Source organism: Streptomyces sp. NBC_01255 (assembly GCF_036226445.1).
In the GTDB taxonomy this organism is placed as follows: Bacteria; Actinomycetota; Actinomycetes; order Streptomycetales; family Streptomycetaceae; genus Streptomyces.
The window spans coordinates 611,388-630,875 of the sequence record NZ_CP108474.1; the positions used below are offsets into that span (position 1 = coordinate 611,388).

Below are 19,488 nucleotides of genomic sequence, written 5' to 3' on the forward strand. Positions count from 1 at the left end.
CTCAGGGGGTGGTGGGCTCCCGCATCAGGAACGTCGCCCCTGTCACTCCGGATCGTTCCGGATGCCTTGCCCGGCCAGCCCACCACTAGCTTGCCGATTCGACGGCACTCCTCACGACAGAAAGGCTCACGATGGCACGAAGTCTCTTACGCCGTGTGCTCACCAGAACGGCCTTCGTGGCCGCTGTCTGGGGGTTGGTCATGGGGATGACCACCTCGGTCGCCTTGGCCCGACACGCATCGGTGCCGAGCCCGGACGGCGAACGTCACGGCGTCTCGCGGTACTTCAGCGGACCACAGGGGTTCGCCATTCCGACCGTGCCGTGTGACCCGGCCGGCCCGTCGGCCACCGACGGCGTCATGGCCGACCAGCTCAACCCTCAGCTGCGGGCGAAGATGGCCGGATACCTCGACGCCTACAAGGTGTCCTGCGCGCGGATGGTCACGCAGGCGGTGAAGGACCGCGGGCTCAACCCGAGAGCCGCGGCGATCGCCATCGCCACGATCATCGTCGAGAGCAGCATGAACAACTACTCCCAGGCCGTCGACTACACCAGCCTCGGGCTGTTCCAGCAGCAGGACTGGTGGGGCAGCCGGGAGGAACGGCTGAACCCGGCCTACGCCACGAACGCCTTCCTCGACGAGATGGAACGGCTCTATCCGGGCGGCTCGTGGAACAACCAGGCGATCGGCGACGTGTGCTGGAACGTGCAGCGACCGAGAGAGGACCTGCGTGGCCTGTACGCCGTCGAGGCGGGCGACGCCGTGACCATCGCCAACGCGCTGTGGTCCGGTGTGAGCGCAGGTCCCAAGCACCCGTACGGCTCGGGACGCGTGGTGTCCGGACGGTCCGCAGACGGGCGGCTCGAAGCCTTCGCCGCCGGGGCCGACGGGGTCTATCACGCGTGGCAGACCGCGGTGAACGGCAGTTGGTCGCAGTGGCGGTTCGAGGGCGGTCCGCGGAACGCGCAGCTGGCGGTGGCGTCCAACGCGGACGGCCGGCTGGAGCTGTTCGCGCTCTCGGACAGCACGTTCGACCACATGTGGCAGACCGGGCCCAGCGCGGGCTGGTCGGGCTGGGCGAACTTCGGCGGCGGGGGATACCGGCTGGCCGCGGGCAGCAACGCCGACGGCCGCATCGAGGTGTTCGCCTCCAACGCCTCCGGAGTGTTCCACCGCTGGCAGACGGCTCCCAGCGGCGCCTGGGCCGACTGGGAGGGCACCGGCGGCGGCCCGGCCAACGCGCGACTCGCCATGGAGAACGCACCCGATGGGCGGCTCGAGGTGTTCGCGCTGTCGGACTCGACGTTCGGGCACCTGTACCAGACCGCGGTCAGCGGTGGCTGGTCCGCCTGGGAGGACTTCGGCGGCGGCGGTCACGACGTCACCGCCACCCACAACCAGGACGGCCGGCTGGAGGTGTTCGCCTCCAACGCCGACGGCGTGTTCCACCGGTGGCAGACCGGCCCGGCCTCGTGGTCGGCCTGGACGGGCACCGGCGGGATCCCCGACGCCGAGCTGACCGCCTCGCGGTCGGTGGACGGCCGGGTCGAGGTGTTCGCGATCAACGCCGGCACCGCGAGTCACACCTGGCAGACCGCGCCGAACGCGTCGTACGCGCCCTGGGAGACCTTCGGGGGCGGTGGCACCGAGATCGGCGCGAGCAACAACGCCGACGGTCGCATCGAGGTGTTCGGCACCAGCCACGCCGGGGTCTATCACCGCTGGCAGACGGGGTTCACGACCTGGGCGGACTGGGGCTGGCTGAACGATTCCGGTCCCGCGGTGAACTAGGTCGCCTCGGGGCGCCGGAACCGCGGAACGGTCACGGCGCCCCCGGGCTTTCAGGACCAGCTCTGGTACTCGGTGCTGTTGCAGGCCCAGGTGCGCAGGCCGAGGGAGCTGTCGTCGATGCAGCGTTGTGTGAGCTGGTTCTGGAAGCGGACGGTGCCGTCGCCCCAGACCGTCACCCACCAGCTCTGTTCCGCGCCGGAGTTGCAGACCGCGGTACGGAACCCGCTGTCGGTGTCCTCGATGCAGCGGCCGGTGTTCTCGTTCCTCAGCTGGCGGGTTCCGTCGCCCCACACGTGCACGTTCCACCGCTGGGGCGTGCTGCCGTTGCAGCTCCAGACGCGGAAGCCGTTGCTGGTGTCGTCCAGGCACCGGCCGGTGGCCTGGTTCCGGAAGCTCTGGACGGCGTCGGTGGCCCCCGCCGACGCGGCCAGGGCACCGCCGGGAGCCGCGAGGGTGGTGAGGACCAGGGTCCCGCCGAGCAGAAGCGATCGCATGGCGCGCATGGGGTTCGTCGTCTCCTTCGTGTGGTGGACGTGGCGGTCCGCAAGCTAGCCGTGCGCCCCCGGCGCCGGGCATCCGGAACGCTCCGGAGTGACAACGGCCTGATCAGCGCCCGGCCGTGGAAGGGGGGCACCCCGGCAGCGCCGGCCGGTCCTTCGTGCGTACGGCGGGGAGCCAGGCCGCGGGGTGCGTGGAGCCGTCCCTGAGCCGGACGCGGAACCAGAGCGTGGACTGCAGGCCCGCCTCGTCCACGATGGGCTGTCCGTCGGGCAGCCGGCAGTCGGCGGTGAGGGCGTCGCCGTGCCACACCCGGGTCGTGACGACGTTGTCCGCGGCGTACGGCCCCTGGGGATCGATCGCCAGGCCCAGACTGCACTGCGGGTCCCGGTCGGCCCGGTCCTGGCAGCCCCGCTCGGCGTTGAAGACCGTGAGCGTGCCGACCGCACGGCCGGGCCCCGCGGACGCGCCCTCCCGCACCGCGTCCGACCAGAGGGTCGCGCCGGCGGTCCCGCAGAGCGCGGCGGCGAGGACCGCGGCCCGGGCCACGCCCCGCAGCCGTCGCGCCCCGGTGTCGCCCGTCCCCTCCCGGGCGGCGATGCGGGCGAGCAGACTCTCGGCCGTGTGCGGGGCGCGTGCCGCGTGCGTCGGGGCCAGGCAGTCGGCGGCCAGTGCGCGCCAGAACGGCGGCACCGCGAGGTCCATGCGCAGCGGCGCACGCCCCTCGCCGTACTCCTGCACGGCGGCGCCCCGCGCCACGGGCGTGGCGCCGGGGAACGGTGAGGCACCGGAGGCGAACACCTCGTGGACGACGACACCCAGGGCCCAGATGTCGGCACTCGGCCGGACCTGCACGCCCAGCTCCCCCAGCGGTGCCCTCCACCGTTCGGGCGGAAGGTAGTCCAGGGTGCCCATGGGAGGTACGTACCCGTGCGTCCCGGTCAGCTCCGTGGCGAGGCCGAAGTCGGAGAGTTTCACGGACCCGTCCCTGCCCAGCAGGATGTTCTCCGGCTTCAGGTCGGCGTGCACCCAGCCCGACCGGTGGAGATGGGCCAGGCCCTCGCAGATCCCCGCGATCAGACGGCCGCGATCGGCCTCGGACACGCCCGCGTCGAGGAGTTCGCGCAGACTCCCGGCGGCCCGCTCCATGACCAGCACGATCGCGCCGTCCACGGCCGGCAGGTCCGGTGCGGAGAGGACGAAGGACTCCCGGAGACCGATCAGGCGGGGATGTCCGGCCCTGCGCCCGAGTTCGACCTCGCGGTGGGCGGATTCCACGATCCTGCGTGCCTGGCGCGGCGCGAGCCCCGCGGTGGGCATGATCTTGAGCGCGACGTCCGTGACACCCGACGACCGGCCCTCGCGAACCCGGACGGGACCGTCCTGCGGCGCGTCGGCCGGCCGGGCCGCGTACACCGTGGACCAGCCTCCGGCCCCGATCAGCTCGGTGACCACCCAGTCCCCCGCCCGGTAGCCGGGCGGGAGCAGGTCCGTGGGGTCGTGTCCCGTGGCGTCGCCCGGGCCGCCCTGCGGGGTCATCGCGGCCCCTGCCGCTCCCGCCCGCCGCCGGCCAGGGACGGCAGCAGCGCGAGGTGTTCCTCCCGTACGAGCCCGAACCGCAGCGCGAGCCCGACGATCTCCTCGCGTTTGCCGTTGCGGCGCTCGCCCTTGCCGGGTTCGTGGGCGTCCGGGACGCCGATGCGCAGCTTCTCCTCGGCGAGGTAGTCGATGTGCGAGCTGATCGCCCGGGCGGTCAGCGTGCCGCCGGTGACGTGCCCCCTCAGTCGCTCGACGATCTGGGGCGTGGTCGGGACCGCCACGCGGGACTGGTCGCGCAGGCGAGGCTCGCAGAGCGCGACGAGGACGAGGAAGTACGTGGCCGACTCGTCCAGGGAGTACGCGGTGACCGTGCGGCTGCCCCAGGGAACGCCCATCGCCTCCGGGTCCAGATAGACGTGGTCGGGCGCGAACACCTGGAAGGAGACCGTGAGGTCTCCGCGCGTGGGCAGCACCACACGCGAGAACTCGAACGGGACGGGCGCCCCGACGCGCCGCGGCGGGACCCTCAGGTACTCACCGGCCCCCTCGGGGTTCTCCACCAGATAGCAGTGGGTGGTGCTGTGGTTCGTCAGCTGCCAGTGGTCGTCGGTCGCGCGGATCTCGCCGGCGAGCCGGGAGATCGCCGCGTCGGCCAGTCGGAGTTCCACCGGGGTCGTCTCGGAGCCCCGTCCGAAGCGGGCGACCTGGCCGGGGCCGAGCCGTAACGTGACCGCGTCGGCACACGGTTCGCCGCCGTCGGCGCCACCGTTCCCCTGCGGCAGATGGACGACTACGCCGCTCACGCTCCCCCTCTTCCTCCCGTCGCGGTGCCGGACGAGCGGAACGATACTCACGAGTCAGGAGAGTTCACCGGCGCGCTTCGGCCACTTCGGGCCGGAGGGACCGCGGTGGCCGGAGGCCCGCCGGAGCGGCGCGCGGAAACCGCCGCAGTCATCCGCCCCTGGGCCCCGGCCGACACGTGCCGCGAAGAGCGTGCCCTGTGACCCAGGACACCTCCACGTCGGCGTGGGTCGGCGATTTGATGTCGTTTTCGGCCGTCTGCCGCACCGATCGGCCGAGAATTTCGCACCGAGGCGAGCGAGACGGGCTGCCGACGGCCGCGCCCGGGGGCAGCGGACCCACCCTCGCACCCGACCGCGCATGCCGTGTCACGCCCCGTGCAAGGTGGGAAAGGTCACCGCGCCCGGAGGGGACGCGTGGCGATCCGGGCCGTTCGTGACGCGATCGAACCGCCCATTCACCGACTTCACGTGGCGAGATCCGCACATGGAGCGCGGCGCGGTCCGACTCAGAGAGCGGGACTGCCCGACACGAGGGGCGCGACCCTGCGGTCGCCGAACTCCGCCCACGGTCGCCACCCGCCGCTCGGCAATGCCTGGACACGGGTCCGTACCCGGCCCTCGCCGGTGACGGCGAAGACGTGCATCCGGCCGGTGGCGTCGAGCGCCGCCGAGGGGGTGGCCGCGAGCCTGATCCCCGGTTCGCCGAACTCGCCGCCGGGATCCCAGTTCCCGCCGGGCGTGACCTGCCAGCGGTGGCTGAGCCGGGCGCCGCCGGGAGTGAGGGAGAACGCCTCCAGCCGGCCGTCGGCGTTGGCGGCGATCGCCGGGGCGGCGGCACTCCAGCCGAACAGCGGCTGCCACCCGTCCCAGCCGCCACTCGGCACGGCCTGGCGCCGGGAGAACGTCCCCACGCCGGACGGTCCGATCGCGGCGATGGTCAGTCGGCCGGTACCGTCCCTGGCCGTCCGCGGCGCGGCACCGGCCGCGGTGCCGAAGGAGTGCCACGCGCCGGTCCAGGCGCCGTTGGGGGCCTCCTGCCACCGGTGCCGGATGCCGGAGCCGCCGGCCGCCAGGACGAACACCTCCAGTCGGCCGTCGGCGTTGGCCGCGACCACCGGCGGGGCGCCCGCCGCTCCGCCGAAGCCGGGTTCCCACGCCTCCCAGGCCCGCGATCCGGGCGACCACTGCCGCCGCCGTGCGAAGGAGGCGGCGCCGGGGCTCGACGCGACGACCTCCAGTCGGCCGTCGGCGTTACGGGCGACGGCGGGGGCGGCGCCGGCGGGACCGCCGAACTCCTCCCAGTCGTGCCAGCCGCCGTCCGGGCGCTGCACGCGGTGATGCAGGTTCAGGCCGCCGGGAGCGAGGGAGAACACCTCCAGCCTGCCGTCGGTGTTGCGCCCCAGCGTGGGAACCGCACCGGCCGGCCCCCCGAAGGTCTCCCACTCCGACCAGATGTCGGTGTTCGGGTCGAGCTGGACGCGCCGCAGCATCGAACGGTCGGCGGCGTCCAGCGCGAACACCGTCAGCCGGCCGTCGACGTCGAGGCCCGCCACCGGGTTGTCCGGGCTCTGCCACGGAGGTGGTGTGTCCCGCCAGTGCAGGGGCGCGACGTACAGCCCTTGCCCGAACCAGCCCGCGGCGCTGGCGTACCACTCCTCCCCGTCGGTGAACACCTCCACCGCGTGGCCCGGTACATGCCCCGCGTGGCCGGTGAGGTCGAAGTGGAACGGATCGCGCGACGCCAGTACGTCGGTGCCCTCGTAGCCGTTGCGCGGCCCGATGAACAGGTAGTACCAGCCGTCCCGTTCGACGACGTACGGCGACTCGGTGACCGAGACGGTCGTGTCCGTGCTCGCGTCGGTGAACGCGACGCCCGGCTCGCTCCAGCGCAGCAGGTCGGCGGACCGGCGGTAGGCCACGACATGGTGGCCGTCGTTCGTGCCCGAGAGTTCGGTGTAGTACATGACCCACTCGTCGCCGACCCGCAGGACCATCGGGTCGCGCGCCGCGATCCCCCGGAACAGAGGCCCGGACGGTTCGCGGGTCCAGGTGAACAGGTCGGTGGAGGTGGCGAGGTTGATCGCGGCGCCGCTCGCTCCGCCGGCGGCGTAGAACATTCGGTACAGGCCGCCCGCCTCGACGACGTGCGGCGCCCAGAGGTGTTCCTCGCCGAAGTAGGACGGTGCGACGGTGAGGGCGTCGGCGTGGGTGGTCCAGGGGCCGTGCGGGGTGGGCGCGGAGGCGTGGGCGAAGGCGATCTCGGCCGAGCTGTCCGGGGATTCGCCGGGCGGCGCGCTGTCCCCGACGATCCCGAACAGGTGCCAGCGTCCCCGGGCCTTGATCAGCGTGTGGTCGTTGAGGTAGCGCGGTCCGGTGACGGTGGAGGGGTCGTAGACGCGGGCGAACGGCCCCGCGCCGATCCACCGAGGGGCTGCGACGGCCTCGGCGGTCGTGGCCCGGGCTGCACCCGGGAACGCGAACGCGCCGGCCGCGGTGGCACCCCGCAGCAGGTTCCGTCTGCTGATCGGAAGCATGGGCGTCTCCAGACGGACCGCGCGGCCGGCCGTGCCGTGGGGCTCGGCCGACCGCGGGTCGTGTGTGTGGCGATCGGAAGGGTCAGTCGAGGGAGGGGCCTGCGGTGCTGTTGACCCAGACCCATGCGGACCAGGTGGAGAAGCCGGTCTGCCATCGGTGGTAGGTGCCGGCGCGACTGGTGCCGAAGACCTCGATCCGCCCGTCGGCGTTGGAGGCGGCGGTGACTTCGGTGCCGCCGCCGCCGAAGGCCTCCCACGCGCTGTACGGCGCGTTCACCGCGGTCTGCCAGGCGTGCACGGCCGTGTCGCCGTTCATGGCGAAGACCTCGACGCGGCCGTCCGCCGTGCGCGCGCTGCTGAGCTGGGCGTTCGCGGGGCCGCCGGTGGATTCCCAGCCCGACCACGTGGTGGGACCTGTCTGGTACCGGTGGAAGACGCCGGCCGGGCCGGAGGCGAAGACCTCGATCCGGCCGTCGGCGTTGTGGTCGACGGTGAGGTCGTGACCGCCACCGCCGAAGTCGTCCCACGAGGACCAGCCGCCGTTCGGGGCCGTCTGGTACAGGTGCTGGAAGGTGCTGCCGTTGAGGGCGAACACCTCAAGGCGGCCGTCGGGCGACTTCTCCATCTCGATGCGGCTGTCGGCGGGCCCGCCGCCCGTCGGTTCCCACGGCGACCAGCCGCCGTTCGGGGTCAGCTGGTACCGGTGGAAGACGCCGACCGGGCCGGAGGCGAAGACCTCGATGCGCCCGTCGGCGTTGACGCCGGCCGCGATGTCACGACCGCCGCCGCCGAAGTCCTCCCAGGCGGACCAACCGCCCGACGGGGAGAGCTGGTAGCGGTGCCGGAAGGTGTTCCCGTTGATCGCGAACATCTCCAGGCGGCCGTCCGCGTTGGGAGCGATCGCGAGCTCGGCGTTGCCGGGACCGCCGGTCTGCTCCCACTCCGACCAGTTACGGTTCGCCTCCTGCTGCCAGGCGTGCTGGACGCCGTCCGCGCCGGCGGCGAACACCTCCAGGCGGCCGTCCGCCGACCGCGCCGACACCACCCGGCCCGACTCCACCGGGTACACCAGGGGCTTGGGCCGTGGACCACTGCCGGGGATGCAGGGCAGCACCACGCCGCCCTCCGCGAGGTAGACCTCGGGGTCGAGTCCGTTCGAATTGTTCGGGACCCCCGCCCAGATCCGCAGATGGAGGTGGGGGCCGGTCGAGTTGCCCTCGGAGCCCATCAGGGCGATCCGCTGGCCGGCCACCACACGGTCGCCGGCCGAGACGTCCCGCTGGTACATGTGCCCGTACTCGGAGGTCCTCCCGTCCGGATGCAGGATGCGGATCCACTGGCCGTAGTCACTGGCGTATCCCGAGATGGTCACCTCGCCGTCGCCCACGGCGTAGATCGGCGTCCCGGTGTCGTTGGCGATGTCGACGCCGTTGTGACCGGGGTGGAAGGGCTGGTTCACGAAGCCGGCGGCCGGGCACGCCGAGGCCGAGCCGGCGGTCCCGGCCGTGGCCGTGGTCGGGGCCGCAGCCGTGGCCGGGGCCGCGGCCGGCAGCAACGGCAGAAGAGCCGCTGTCGCCGCGACCACACAGTTCAGCGCGCGTCGGGACAGTCCGAGAAGCACGGAAGGCTCCTTCTCTGTGATCGTCCGGGGATGGGCGGAGGACGGACGTGGAGCGGGGCGAGTGCCGCTCACGCCCTCCGCAGGCGGCCGATGATGCCGTCGATGTCGCGCTGCATCATGTCGTGGCGGATGAAGTGGCCGCCGGGCAGCTCGTACCACTCGTGCGGGATTCCCGCGCCGCCGAGAAGGGACCGGAACTCCCGCTGACCCGCGAGAACCTGGGTCTCGTTGACCGTGTCGAACCAGTTGATCGGGTCGGGGCTGGTGCCGGCGACGAGGAAGACCCGCTTGTGCCGGTAACTCTCGATCCGCTGGACCGGGTTGTCCGCGCTGACGCGGGCCTCGTCCCAGAACGGCGCGCCGTAGATCGTGCCGCCGCCCAGGTCCAGGGCCGCGGCGGAGGCGTTGGCCCAGTGCCCCACGAGGCCGCCTTCCCGGCGCAGGCTGGCCGGGCCGGAGTGGGCGCTCACGGAGGCGAAGTGGCCGTAGTACTTGGCGGCGTACTTCAGCGCGCCGAAGCCGCCCATCGAGAAGCCGGACACGGCACGGCCGTCGTACTCGGCGTACGTACGGAAGTTCGCGTCTATCCACGGGATCAGCTGCGCGATGTGGAAGTGCTCCCAGTTCCGCGGGCCGACGTTGGAACTCACGGGGTTGGAGTACCAGCCCGCGTGCCCGCCGTCGGGCATGACGACGATGATCGGCTTGCCGGCGGTCCAGGCACGGATGCCCTCGCGGTCGAACGTGATGAAGTCCTGGTCCGTGCCGCCACCGTGGAAGAGGTAGAGCACCGGGTACCTGCGCCCGCTCCAGTGGTAGTCGTCGGGGAGGAGCACGTTGACCGCGGGGTTCCAGCCGATCGCACTGGTCGAGAACCGGTAGTACCACATGCGGTGGTCGGCCTCGTTGTGGTCCACGATGTGCAGACCGAAGCCGTCACCGGCGGCCGACGCCGGCGCCGCCGCCCCCAGGACGCCTGCGGCACCCAGGGTCATCGCCGCCGAAAGACCACCGGCGGTCTTGAGGATGTTCCTGCGAGTGGGGTGCTGCGCGCTCAACGTGACCTCCAGGTAGGGAGCATGACGATGAGTCCGGAAGCGGTGCGGGACCCATGCCGCGCGCCGCTTCGGACCGTGCCGGCGCCGTCTGTCCGGGCCGGGCGAACGTGAGGTCTGGACCGTAGCAACGGGCGCGCGCGGGGAGACTCCGGAAGATTGCGGACTGACAGACGGGGGCCGCGTCGGCTAGGCGCTCCTTCCGATGCTCCTCGGACATCGCAAACGCCTCAATCGCGGCGATCCGGTCTCGGCAGTGGACACCGTTTCCGTTGCGGGCCGGTCAATCTGGCCGAAACACTTCCCGCACGATGCGACATGTGAAATTTTACATGTCACACATCAGTCGCCCGTGTGTCCCCCGCACGTGGCCACAACGGCCCCGGAGGCCCCCACAGATGCATCCCTTCCGGATATCGAAGGCCAACGCGCGAAGACTCCCTGCACTCGGCGCAGCCGTCTTCATCGCGCTCGGCCTGCTGACCCCGCGGAGTCAGGCGGCCTCCGTCGGCGCCACGACCCCGGTCGGTACGAACGCCACCGGAACCGCCGCCTCGGCGCCGCGGTCGATCCCCGTCCCCAAGTCGCCCGACGCGATGAGCAACAGCTCCCGCTTCCGGATCTCCTCGCAGGACAGTGCCGCGGAGTCCTCCCCGGCACCCGCCCCGGTGCTCAAGCCCGTCAAGGTCGGCAAGCAGTCCTCGGCCGCCGCCGCGGACGACTGCAGTGACCTCTCCGGCGTCATCAACGCCACGGGCAGCGCGCTGGTCCAGCAGCTCAAGGCCCTCCCCCGAATCACCTGTACGTACCCGCTGTTCAGCCTCACCGGGGAGGACGCGCGCAAGGCCTTCCGCGAGCCCCAGATGGTGACCGTCGCCAACGCGCTGCGCGACGCGTCCGCCACCTACTCGGGCAACAACAGCGCCGCCATCGGCCAGCTGGTGCTGTTCCTGCGCGCCGGCTACTACGTGCAGGACAACCACGCGGACGTCGTCGGCGACTACGGCACGGCGCTGGACGGCGCGGCGCTCGGCGCGCTGGACGCGTTCTTCGCCTCGCCGCGCAGCAAGGACGTCACCGACGCCAACGGCGAGATCCTCAACGAGGTCGTCACGCTGATCGACAGCACCCACGCGGCGGGCCGGTACGCCGGCGTCGTCAAGTGGATGCTCGGCAGCTACGACGGCACCTGGCCGAGCCAGATGAACCTCTCCATGCAGCACGTCGAGTGGGTCGTCGAGAACGGCTTCAAGGCCAGGAACGACGACCGCGGCTGGCGGGCCGCCCTCAAGGCCGACCCCGCCATCCTCGACACCTGGGCCGGCTTCATCACGCGCAACAGCGCGCAGCTGAACCGCCTGGACGTCGTCAGCAACGTCGGCCGCTTCCTCGGCCACGCCCTCGACGTCCCCGAGCTCAAGGACCGGGTCCGGCCGCTGCTGAAGGACCTGATCAACCGCTACCCGAACGTCGGCCCCACCGCGCCGATCACCATGAACCTGGGCTGGTACACGCGCCAGTACGACAGGGGCAACTGCGCGGCCTACGCCATCTGCGACCTGGGCGACCGCGTCCTCCCCGCGATCCTGCCGATCCAGCACACGTGCACCCCGGGCCTGAAGATCCGCGCCCAGGACATGTCCCCCGGACAGCTGGCCGCCACCTGCACCAGCCTCGTCAACCAGGACGCGTACTTCCACCGGGTCATCGGCGACAAGGGCGCGATCCCCGGTGACGTGAACACGAACCTCGAAGTCGTCGTCTTCGACGACTACACCAACTACTCGCTGTACGCCTGGGCCATCTACAACATCGACGTGGACAACGGCGGCATGTACGAGGAGGGCAACCCGGCCGCCGCCGGCAACCAGGCCCGCTTCATCGCCCACGAGGCCCACTGGCTGCGCCCGGACTTCGAGATCTGGAACCTCAACCACGAGTACACCCACTACCTCGACGGCCGCTACAACATGGCCGGCGACTTCGAGGCGGGCATGACCACGCCGACCATCTGGTGGGTCGAGGGCATCGCCGAGAACATCTCGTTCGGCTACCGCAACGAGCGCAACGCCGACGCGATCGCCGAGGCCGGCAAGAAGACGTACAAGCTCAGCGACCTCTTCGACACCGTCTACGGCCAGGAGGCGGACCCCGAGGTCAACTCGAACCGCGTCTACCGCTGGGGCTTCCTCGCGGTCCGATACATGCTCCAGGCGCACCCCGCCGACGTCGAGACCGTGCTCACCAAGTACCGCGCGGGTGACTGGAACGGCGCCCGCACCTTCCTGAAGCAGACCATCGGCACCGGCTACGACGCCGACTTCGCCACCTGGCTGACGACCGCCTGCGCGACGAACGACTGCGGTCCGCTGCCGGAGGCCTCGGCCCCCTCCGCCCAGCTCTGCACCATCAGCGACCCCCGCCAGTTCGACAAGAACTGCCGCCGGGACAACCTCGCCGCCACCACCGGCAACTACAGCTACCACTTCGTGTACCTGCCGGCCGGCCTCAAGCAGCTGACGATCACCAGCAGCGGCGGCACCGGCAACGCCGACCTGTACTACGGCAGCAGCTGGGCCACCACCGGCAGCTACCAGGCGAAGTCCACCAACGCCGGCAACGGCGAGACCCTGACGATCGACAACCCGCCGTCCGGCTGGGTGTACTTCAGCCTCGCCGCCGCGCAGGACTTCAGCGGCGTGAGCCTCTCCACGCAGTCCAAGTAGGCCGGTTCACCGGGGCCGGCCGGCAGTTCCGGCCGGCCCCGGCGTACGCGGCCTACTCGGCGCACGCGGCCTACCCGGCGTACGCGGACGGGTCCTGGCGGCCCAGCCCTTCGACCTCGGCGTCGATGGCTTCGCTCATCAGCGTCCGGGCGTGGGAAATCTGGAGCGTTCCGCTGAGCCAGCGCATGCTCAGGCCCTCCAGGAGGGCGGTGAGCCGCTCGGCGGCGGCCGAGAGAGCCGCTGCCGGAGCCATCGGCCGGACCTCGCCCAGCAGCTCCGCCACCTCCTGGACCCAGACCGCCGTGGCTCTCGTCAGGTCTTCCCGCAGGACTTCGTCGAAGACGGCGCTGGCGCGCAGCTCGCCCCAGGCGCTGCTGTTCTCCCTGACCTCGGTCGTGTCCTGGAGTTCGGGCAGAAGCGTCTGGTCGAGTTCTTCCCGCGGGCCGAGCGGTGCGGCGTCCGGCTCGCGATGGGTCGTGTAGTGCGCGGCACGGTCGCTGATGAACTCCAGCGTCTTGAGCAGGATCCCGGTGCGGTCCTTGAAGTGGTAGTAGATCAGCGCGGTGGACACGCCCGCCTCGGCGGCCAGCTCCTCCACGCGCAGGCCGCGGACCCCGCGCCGGGCGATCACCCGGGCGGCGGCTTCGAGGATCTGAGTGCTGCGAGACGCCATGACCCGCACTTTATCTCCCCCCGCAGCCACCATCCGTCCGCAACTTTGACTAAAGATTCAGTCAATATGCGACACTGCTGGTTCAGACCACTCACGAGGGGGATCACGTGGCGACGGACCGCAGAAGGGCCATCTTGGAAGGTGCCGCCCGGGTCATAGCCCGGAGCGGAGTCCGCGGGCTGCGCATGGAGGAGCTGGCGACCGAGGCCGGGGTGTCCACCGCGCTGATCTACTACCACTTCAAGGACCGGGCCGGCACCCTGCGGCACACCCTGGAGTTCATCAGCGACAGGGCCGACCGGTACACGTCCGACGAGGACGGCGTCGGCGGGCCCCTCGACGCCCTGCAGGAGCTGGAGCGGTCCCTCCTCCTGGAGTTCCAGGACGTTCCCGAGGTCCGTGAGAACAGCACCGCGTGGGGGGAGCTGCGCGCCAGTGCGATCTTCGAGCCCGAGCTGCGCGGCGATCTGGCCAGGGCCACGCTGGCCTGGATCCACGATGTCGCGGACCTCTTGAGCTGCGTACGGCCGACAGCTCCCGCGCCGGCCCTCACGGCATCCGCGGAGAGGCTCACCGGACTTCTGGAGGGGCTCAGTACGCGCTGGCTCAGCGGCGCCCTGCCCCTGCCCCACGCCCGCGAACTGGTGAGGGAGGCGGTGTCCATCGAGGTCGAGCGCCTGAGCCACTGAACCGCTGAGTCCCTGAGTCCCTGAGTCCCTGAGTCGCCGAGCAGCCGATGCGCCGAGTCCCTGAGCAGCCGATCTCGCGACACGAAGCCCTTGTGCGCACCACCGGCCGGAGGGCGTGCACCCTGTTCGCAGGGCAGTGCGTGACGCCTGCCGTGCGAGTTCCTGATCGGAGACCCTGTTGTCCGACACCCGCCGACGCGAGCCGAGCCGCGGCAGGCTCGTGCCCGTCGTGCTGGCCTGCGTCCTGATCGCGGCAGCCGTCGCCTTCGGCACATGGCTCCAGATCGGCGAACGCCAAGCCCTCGACACCGTGTACGGGGTGGGCAGCCCGGCTCCCGACCGCGTGGACGTCGACGCCTCGATCCAGCGTGTCGACGCCGCCGGCCGGGAGCTGATCCTGCGCGTCCAGGTGACCCCACGGGGAGACCTGGCCGAGGCCGGCGGCGTCTCCCCCACCGAGGACCTCGCGATCCAGACCTCGACCTCCACCCGGGGCGACCTGTCCTTCCCGGCGCACAGCCGTATCGCGACCATGGACCTGCCCGTCACCCTGACCGGCGGCTCGATCACGGACTACCCCTTCGACGCCTACGACGCGGCGATCGAGTTCAGTGCCGCCCAGGGAGGCCGGAAGGTCCCGGTCCACGTGACGCTGTCCAACAGCGACGCGCTCTTCGCGGCCACGGTGGACGCCTCGGACGTCGACGGGACCGCGGTCTTCGACGTCGGTTTGGGGCGCTCCAACAGCGTGCTGATCTTCGCCGGCTTCATGATGGCCGCCATGTGGGCGCTCGCCGTCTCGGTGCTCATCGGAGCGTGGTTCCTCGTCACCCGGCGCAAGGGCCTGACCTGGCCGGCGCTCGGCTGGATGGCCGCCACGCTCTTCGCCCTGGCGGCCTTCCGCAACACGGCCCCGGGCGCGCCGCCCATCGGCTGCCTCATGGACTACATCGCGTTCCTCTGGGCGGAGACGGTCGTCGCCTTCTGTCTCGTCACCGTGGTCGTCGCCGGCTTCACGGCGGAGCGCCGGCCACCGAGTGCGGAGACGCCATCGGACACGCACGGTAAGTGACGCCCCCGGCGCCGCCGGCGGGATCCCGCGCATGCACGTGCGGCCGGGGCTTCCTACGATGAAGGGACAGGTCTCGCGGTTCTTTCGGGGTTCGACCGGAGCGAGGGAACATGGCAGCAGCCGAGCATACCGAGCCCGCCGAGCCCGCCGGACAGCCGGCGGAACTCAAGCACAACGCGATCGGCTTCGTGGACGCCCTCGTCATCGGGCTCAACTCCACGTCCCCCGCGTACTCCCTCGCGGCCGTGATCGGCCCGATCGTCGCACTGGTCGGGATCTACGCCCCCGGGGTGATGTTCGCGGCCTTCGTGCCGATGCTGCTGATCGCGTCGGCGTTCTACTACCTGAACAAGGTCGACCAGGACTGCGGCACCACCTTCTCCTGGGTCACCCGCGCCATGGGCCCGTGGGCGGGCTGGCTCGGCGGCTGGGCCATCGCCATGACCGGCGTCCTGGTCGTCGGCTCGCTCGCCGACGTGGCCGTCACCTTCGGCCTGCTCGCCGTCGGCCTCGACAGCTGGGTGGACAACACCTTCGTACGCCAACTGCTCACGGTGCTGCTCATCCTCGTGATGACGGCCATCTGCGTCATCGGCACCGAACTGTCGGCGAAGCTCCAGAACGTCCTCATCCTGGCGCAGGTCGTCTGCCTGCTGATCTTCGTCGCGGTGGCCTTCTACGCCGTCTACGCCGGCACGAGCAAGTACGACTCGGTCGAACCCGCCCTCAGCTGGCTCAACCCGTTCGGCGCCGGTGGCGCTGCGCTGACCGGCGGGCTGCTCCTGGGCGTCTTCATCTACTGGGGCTGGGAGTCGGCGGTCAACCTCACCGAGGAGGTCAAGGACTCCGCGATCGCCCCCGGCAAGGCGGGACTCTGGTCGACCGTCATCCTGCTCGTGACGTACGTGTCCGTGGGCTTCGCGGTCGTGGCCTACGCCGGTCCGACGTTCCTGGCCGAGAACGCCGGGGAAGAGGAGTTCATCTTCGCGCAGCTCGCCGGGGACGTGATGGGCGGCTGGGACTGGATCCTGCTGATGGCCGTCTGCACCTCCGCGATCGCCTCCACGCAGACCACCATCATCCCGGCGTCGCGTACCGCGCTCTCCATGGCACGCCGCCGGGCGCTGCCCGCGCACTACGGCCACGTCAGCCGGCGCTTCCGCACCCCTGACGTAAGTACGTGGTGGGTCGCCGGCATCGCCATCGCCTGGTATCTCGTGGTGAACCAGATCAGCACCAACGCCCTCTTCGACTCGCTGACCGCGCTCTCGCTGCTGATCGCCTTCTACTACGCGCTCACGGGCCTCGCCTGCGTGATCTACTACCGCCGTCACCTCTTCAAGAGCGTCCACAACCTCCTGTTCATCGGCGTCGGCCCCCTGGTCGGTGCCGGGCTGCTGGCGTGGCTCCTGGTGAGGTCGGTCTCCGACATGTCCGATCCGGAGAACTCGTACAGCGGCACCTCGTGGTTCGGCCTCGGGCCCCCGCTCGTCATCGGCATCGGCATCGCCGTCGTCGGCGTGGTCATCATGCTCGTACGGCGCCTGTGGGCACCGGCGTTCTGGGAGGAGCGCCCCAGTGTCGCCGACCCGGCTCTGGTCCCCGATCACAAGGAGTCCTGAGACGTCTCCCGGTCAGCCGAAGTCGGGGATGGGGTGCCCTGGGGCGAGAGCGGCCGCGATGCGCTGGGCGATCACGTGGGCGGTGTGGCCGTCCGGGGTCGTGGGGCCCTGCGTGGTCGAGACCGCGACGGCCAGGCGCTCGGACGGCAGGTACGCCATGGAGGCGGAGTAGCCGAAGAAGAGAGGGTGCTGGGCGATCCAGTCGCCCAGGACGACCACGCCCATGCCGTAGTGGGTGGCTTCGGTGTTCGCGAGGCAGACGGTCGCCGGGCACTCGCGGGTGGCGTGGCCGAGGCCGACCGTCCCCGGGTTCAGGAGCTGCCGGTACGAGGACGGGGAGAGCAGCTCGCCCGAGCCGAGGCCGGAGGCCGAGCGGGCCAGGTCGCAGATGTCGGTGGTCTGGACGGCGCCGGGGGCGGTGGTCCACGAGGGGTTCCAGAAGGTGGACTCCTCGTAGGTCCCCCGGTCGGCGGTGAAGGCGTGCAGGACGGGTTCCGGGATGTCGGCCGTGAAGCTGTTACGGGTCTCGCGGAGCCCGAGCGGACCGGTGACCAGCTGCCGGAGGAGGACGTCCAGACGGGTCCCGGTGATCTTCTCCAGCGCGGCGCCGAGCAGGACGAAGTTGGCGTGCGAGTAGTTCCAGTTCGTGCCCGGCTCGTACCAGAGCCGCTCGTCGGTCGAGAGTGCCACCACCTCCTTCGCCGTCCACTGGCGGAAGGGGTCGGCGGTGACGGCCTGCTGGAACGCGGGGAGGCGGACGTAGTCGACGAGACCGGTGGTGGACGCGGCCAGCATGCGCAGGGTGATCTTCTCGCCGCCCGGCAGGTCGGGCAGCCAGGGTGCGACGGGGTCGTCGAGACCGACCGCGCCCTGGTCGACGAGGCGCAGGAGTGCGGTTCCCATGTAGCTGATGGCCACGTTGCCGTTGCGGAAGTGCATGGCGGGGTCGGCCGGGACGCCCGTCATCGACTCGCCGAGAGCGGTGGTGACGACCTCGCGGCCGTCGACGGTGACCCGCAGGATCACCGATTCGAGGCCCATGTCGGCCGCGGCCCGCTCGGCGATCCGCCGGATGTCACGTGCCGTGCCGTGGTCGGGCAGCCGGGAGGCGGTGCACGGCCGACGGTGGCCGCTGTCGGCCGTCGGGGCACCGGTGGCGGTGACCGGTGCGCCGAGGGCGGTGACCGGTGCCCCGAGGGCGACGAGTGCGGTGAGCGACGCGAGGGCGGCGACGGCGGCACGGCGTGACCGCGCGGTGGAACGAGCAGGTGTCATGGCCGGAGTATCGGCCGGGAGCGTCCTGACGACGGCCCGTCGGCCGTCGACCCGCACGGACAGTCACCCGTCGAGTCGCACAGGCGCAGGCGCCGCGATCTGCGCAATACCCAGGGGGGTATTTGACTTCCTTGCCGGAGCCCCTTTACGGTCGAGCCCGAACATACCCCAGGGGGTATCGAAAGGATGGCCGTGTTCTTCACCCAGTACTACCTCGACTGCCTCTCCCAGGCGTCGTACATGGTCGGCGACGAGAAGACCGGCAGGGCGGTGGTCGTCGACCCGCGCCGGGACGTCTCCGAGTACGTCGCCGACGCCGCCGCGCACGGCCTCACCGTGGTCGGCGTCATCAACACGCACTTCCACGCCGACTTCGTGGCCGGCCACCTGGAGATGGCGGACGAGACCGGCGCCTGGATCGGCTACGGCCGGGGCGCCGAGACCGAGTACCCGATCCGCGAGCTCGCCGAGGGCGAGCGGATCTCCCTCGGCGACGTCACCCTGGAGATCCTGGAGACGCCCGGGCACACCCCGGAGTCGATCAGCGTCCTCGTGTACGAGCGCGCCGACGACGCCGTGCCGTACGGCGTGTTGACCGGCGACGCACTGTTCATCGGCGACGTCGGCCGTCCGGACCTCCTGGCCTCCGTCGGCGTGACGGCGGAGGAGCTGGGCGCGATGCTCCACGACAGCGTCCAGAACAAGCTGATGGGGCTGCCGGACGACGTACGGGTCTTCCCCGCGCACGGCGCCGGTTCCGCCTGCGGCAAGAACCTCTCGGCCGAGAAGCAGTCGACCATCGGCGAGCAGCGGGCGACCAACTACGCGTGCGTGCCGATGAGCCGTGCGGAGTTCGTCGCGCTCGTCACCGCCGGGCTGCCGGCCGCGCCCGGTTACTTCGCCTACGACGCCGAGCTCAACCGCAAGGACCGCGCCCGGTACGACGCCTCCGCGGCCCCTCGGCCGCTGTCTCTCGCCGAGTTCACCGCACTGCGGGCCGCCGGCGCGGTCGTTGTGGACGCGCGCGACCCGCAGGAGTTCGCGACCGGGCACCTGCGCGGCGCGGTGAACGTGCCCGCCGACGGGCGCTTCGCCGAGCAGGCGGGCACCGTGCTCGACCCCGCGGACGCACTCCTCGTCATCGCACCGCAGGGCCGGGAGCAGGAGGTCGTCACCCGGCTCGCCCGGATCGGCCTCGACCGCTCCGCGGGCTACCTGCGCGACCCCGAGCGGGCCCTGGGGGAACTCGGCGAGGTCGCCCCGGCGAGCCGGGTGACCGCGACGTGGCTGCGCTCCGCCCTCGCCTCCGGCGACCATCCGCCCGTCGTCATCGACGTACGGACCCTTGACGAGCGCGAAGCGAACGGCTTCATCGAGTCCGCCCTGCACATTCCGCTCAGCGAACTCGCGGGGCGTACGGACGAACTCCCCGCGGACCGGCCCCTGGTCGTGCACTGCGCGGGCGGCCACCGGTCGTCCGTCGCGGCGAGCGTGCTGCGCCGGCGCGGCTTCGAGGACGTCTCCGAGATCCTCGGCGGGTACGCCGCCTGGGCCCTTTCGGCGGAGCGGGCCGCAGCCGCCGCCCCTT

13 protein-coding genes and 1 pseudogene are annotated in these 19,488 nt (G+C 71.4%); 6 read left to right on the forward strand and 8 right to left on the reverse strand.

Going from position 1 to position 19,488, the window contains the following annotated elements; genetic code table 11:
* The first annotated feature begins 131 nt into the window (after nucleotides 1-131).
* Nucleotides 132-1,793, forward strand: a complete 1,662-nt coding sequence (locus tag OG357_RS02535; protein ID WP_329619525.1) for a peptidase M23 — start codon at nucleotides 132-134, stop codon at nucleotides 1,791-1,793.
* Nucleotides 1,794-1,843: 50 nt separating this feature from the next.
* Here OG357_RS02535 and OG357_RS02540 read toward each other — a convergent pair whose 3' ends face one another.
* From OG357_RS02540 to OG357_RS02565, 6 genes are all read right to left on the reverse strand, one after another.
* A complete protein-coding gene (locus tag OG357_RS02540; protein WP_329619526.1) occupies nucleotides 1,844-2,296 on the reverse strand; it encodes an RICIN domain-containing protein in 453 nt (150 codons plus the stop codon).
* 103 nt (nucleotides 2,297-2,399) lie between these two features.
* The gene (locus OG357_RS02545; RefSeq protein WP_329619527.1) at nucleotides 2,400-3,830 is read right to left on the reverse strand and encodes a serine/threonine-protein kinase; all 1,431 of its coding nucleotides are present in this window, start codon (nucleotides 3,828-3,830) and stop codon (nucleotides 2,400-2,402) included.
* Nucleotides 3,827-4,633: a serine/threonine protein kinase gene (locus OG357_RS02550; RefSeq protein ID WP_329619528.1), complete on the reverse strand. Its 807-nt coding sequence runs from the start codon at nucleotides 4,631-4,633 to the stop codon at nucleotides 3,827-3,829. Before OG357_RS02550 ends, OG357_RS02545 begins: the two co-directional genes overlap by 4 nt.
* A gap of 506 nt (nucleotides 4,634-5,139) precedes the next feature.
* Complete coding sequence (locus OG357_RS02555) at nucleotides 5,140-7,167, reverse strand: family 43 glycosylhydrolase (protein ID WP_329619529.1); 2,028 nt, start codon at nucleotides 7,165-7,167, stop codon at nucleotides 5,140-5,142.
* A gap of 82 nt (nucleotides 7,168-7,249) precedes the next feature.
* Nucleotides 7,250-8,788 carry a peptidoglycan DD-metalloendopeptidase family protein gene (locus tag OG357_RS02560; RefSeq protein WP_329619530.1) on the reverse strand — a complete coding sequence of 513 codons (1,539 nt, stop codon included), beginning with the start codon at nucleotides 8,786-8,788 and terminating at the stop codon, nucleotides 7,250-7,252.
* Between the two features lie 68 nt (nucleotides 8,789-8,856).
* Nucleotides 8,857-9,846: an alpha/beta hydrolase gene (locus OG357_RS02565; RefSeq protein ID WP_329619531.1), complete on the reverse strand. Its 990-nt coding sequence runs from the start codon at nucleotides 9,844-9,846 to the stop codon at nucleotides 8,857-8,859.
* Nucleotides 9,847-10,241: 395 nt separating this feature from the next.
* Between OG357_RS02565 and OG357_RS02570 the strand changes: the two genes are divergently transcribed.
* Nucleotides 10,242-12,569, forward strand: a complete 2,328-nt coding sequence (locus OG357_RS02570; RefSeq protein ID WP_329619532.1) for a M9 family metallopeptidase — start codon at nucleotides 10,242-10,244, stop codon at nucleotides 12,567-12,569.
* A 70-nt stretch (nucleotides 12,570-12,639) separates the two neighbouring features.
* Here OG357_RS02570 and OG357_RS02575 read toward each other — a convergent pair whose 3' ends face one another.
* Entirely contained in the window at nucleotides 12,640-13,242 is a 603-nt protein-coding gene (locus OG357_RS02575) for a TetR/AcrR family transcriptional regulator (protein WP_329619533.1), read from the reverse strand.
* Between the two features lie 134 nt (nucleotides 13,243-13,376).
* Here OG357_RS02575 and OG357_RS02580 point away from each other — a divergent pair, with 134 nt between their 5' ends.
* The 3 genes from OG357_RS02580 to OG357_RS02590 all read left to right on the forward strand — a co-directional run bounded on the left by OG357_RS02580 (nucleotide 13,377) and on the right by OG357_RS02590 (nucleotide 16,625).
* A complete protein-coding gene (locus tag OG357_RS02580; RefSeq protein WP_329619534.1) occupies nucleotides 13,377-13,931 on the forward strand; it encodes a TetR/AcrR family transcriptional regulator in 555 nt (184 codons plus the stop codon).
* Between the two features lie 178 nt (nucleotides 13,932-14,109).
* On the forward strand, nucleotides 14,110-15,003 hold the full coding sequence (locus OG357_RS02585) for a DUF4436 family protein (protein WP_329619535.1): 894 nt from the start codon (nucleotides 14,110-14,112) through the stop codon (nucleotides 15,001-15,003).
* A 110-nt stretch (nucleotides 15,004-15,113) separates the two neighbouring features.
* Nucleotides 15,114-16,625, forward strand: coding sequence for an APC family permease (locus tag OG357_RS02590; protein ID WP_329619536.1), 1,512 nt, complete (start codon nucleotides 15,114-15,116; stop codon nucleotides 16,623-16,625).
* 12 nt (nucleotides 16,626-16,637) lie between these two features.
* Here OG357_RS02590 and OG357_RS02595 read toward each other — a convergent pair whose 3' ends face one another.
* Complete coding sequence (locus OG357_RS02595) at nucleotides 16,638-17,900, reverse strand: serine hydrolase domain-containing protein (protein ID WP_329619537.1); 1,263 nt, start codon at nucleotides 17,898-17,900, stop codon at nucleotides 16,638-16,640.
* Between the two features lie 192 nt (nucleotides 17,901-18,092).
* Between OG357_RS02595 and OG357_RS02600 the strand changes: the two are divergent.
* Nucleotides 18,093-19,457, forward strand: a pseudogene (locus OG357_RS02600) (rhodanese-like domain-containing protein); the annotation flags it as partial.
* Between the last annotated feature and the right edge of the window lie 31 nt (nucleotides 19,458-19,488).

Excerpts from the sequence above, each read along its gene's own strand:
- OG357_RS02590 (WP_329619536.1), top strand. The coding sequence starts at position 15,114 with ATGGCAGCAGCCGAGCATACCGAGCCCGCCGAGCCCGCCGGACAGCCG.
- OG357_RS02535 (WP_329619525.1), top strand. The coding sequence starts at position 132 with ATGGCACGAAGTCTCTTACGCCGTGTGCTCACCAGAACGGCCTTCGTG.
- OG357_RS02545 (WP_329619527.1), bottom strand. The coding sequence starts at position 3,830 with ATGACCCCGCAGGGCGGCCCGGGCGACGCCACGGGACACGACCCCACG.
- OG357_RS02595 (WP_329619537.1), bottom strand. The coding sequence starts at position 17,900 with ATGACACCTGCTCGTTCCACCGCGCGGTCACGCCGTGCCGCCGTCGCC.
- OG357_RS02540 (WP_329619526.1), bottom strand. The coding sequence starts at position 2,296 with ATGCGCGCCATGCGATCGCTTCTGCTCGGCGGGACCCTGGTCCTCACC.
- OG357_RS02575 (WP_329619533.1), bottom strand. The coding sequence starts at position 13,242 with ATGGCGTCTCGCAGCACTCAGATCCTCGAAGCCGCCGCCCGGGTGATC.
- OG357_RS02555 (WP_329619529.1), bottom strand. The coding sequence starts at position 7,167 with ATGCTTCCGATCAGCAGACGGAACCTGCTGCGGGGTGCCACCGCGGCC.
- OG357_RS02570 (WP_329619532.1), top strand. The coding sequence starts at position 10,242 with ATGCATCCCTTCCGGATATCGAAGGCCAACGCGCGAAGACTCCCTGCA.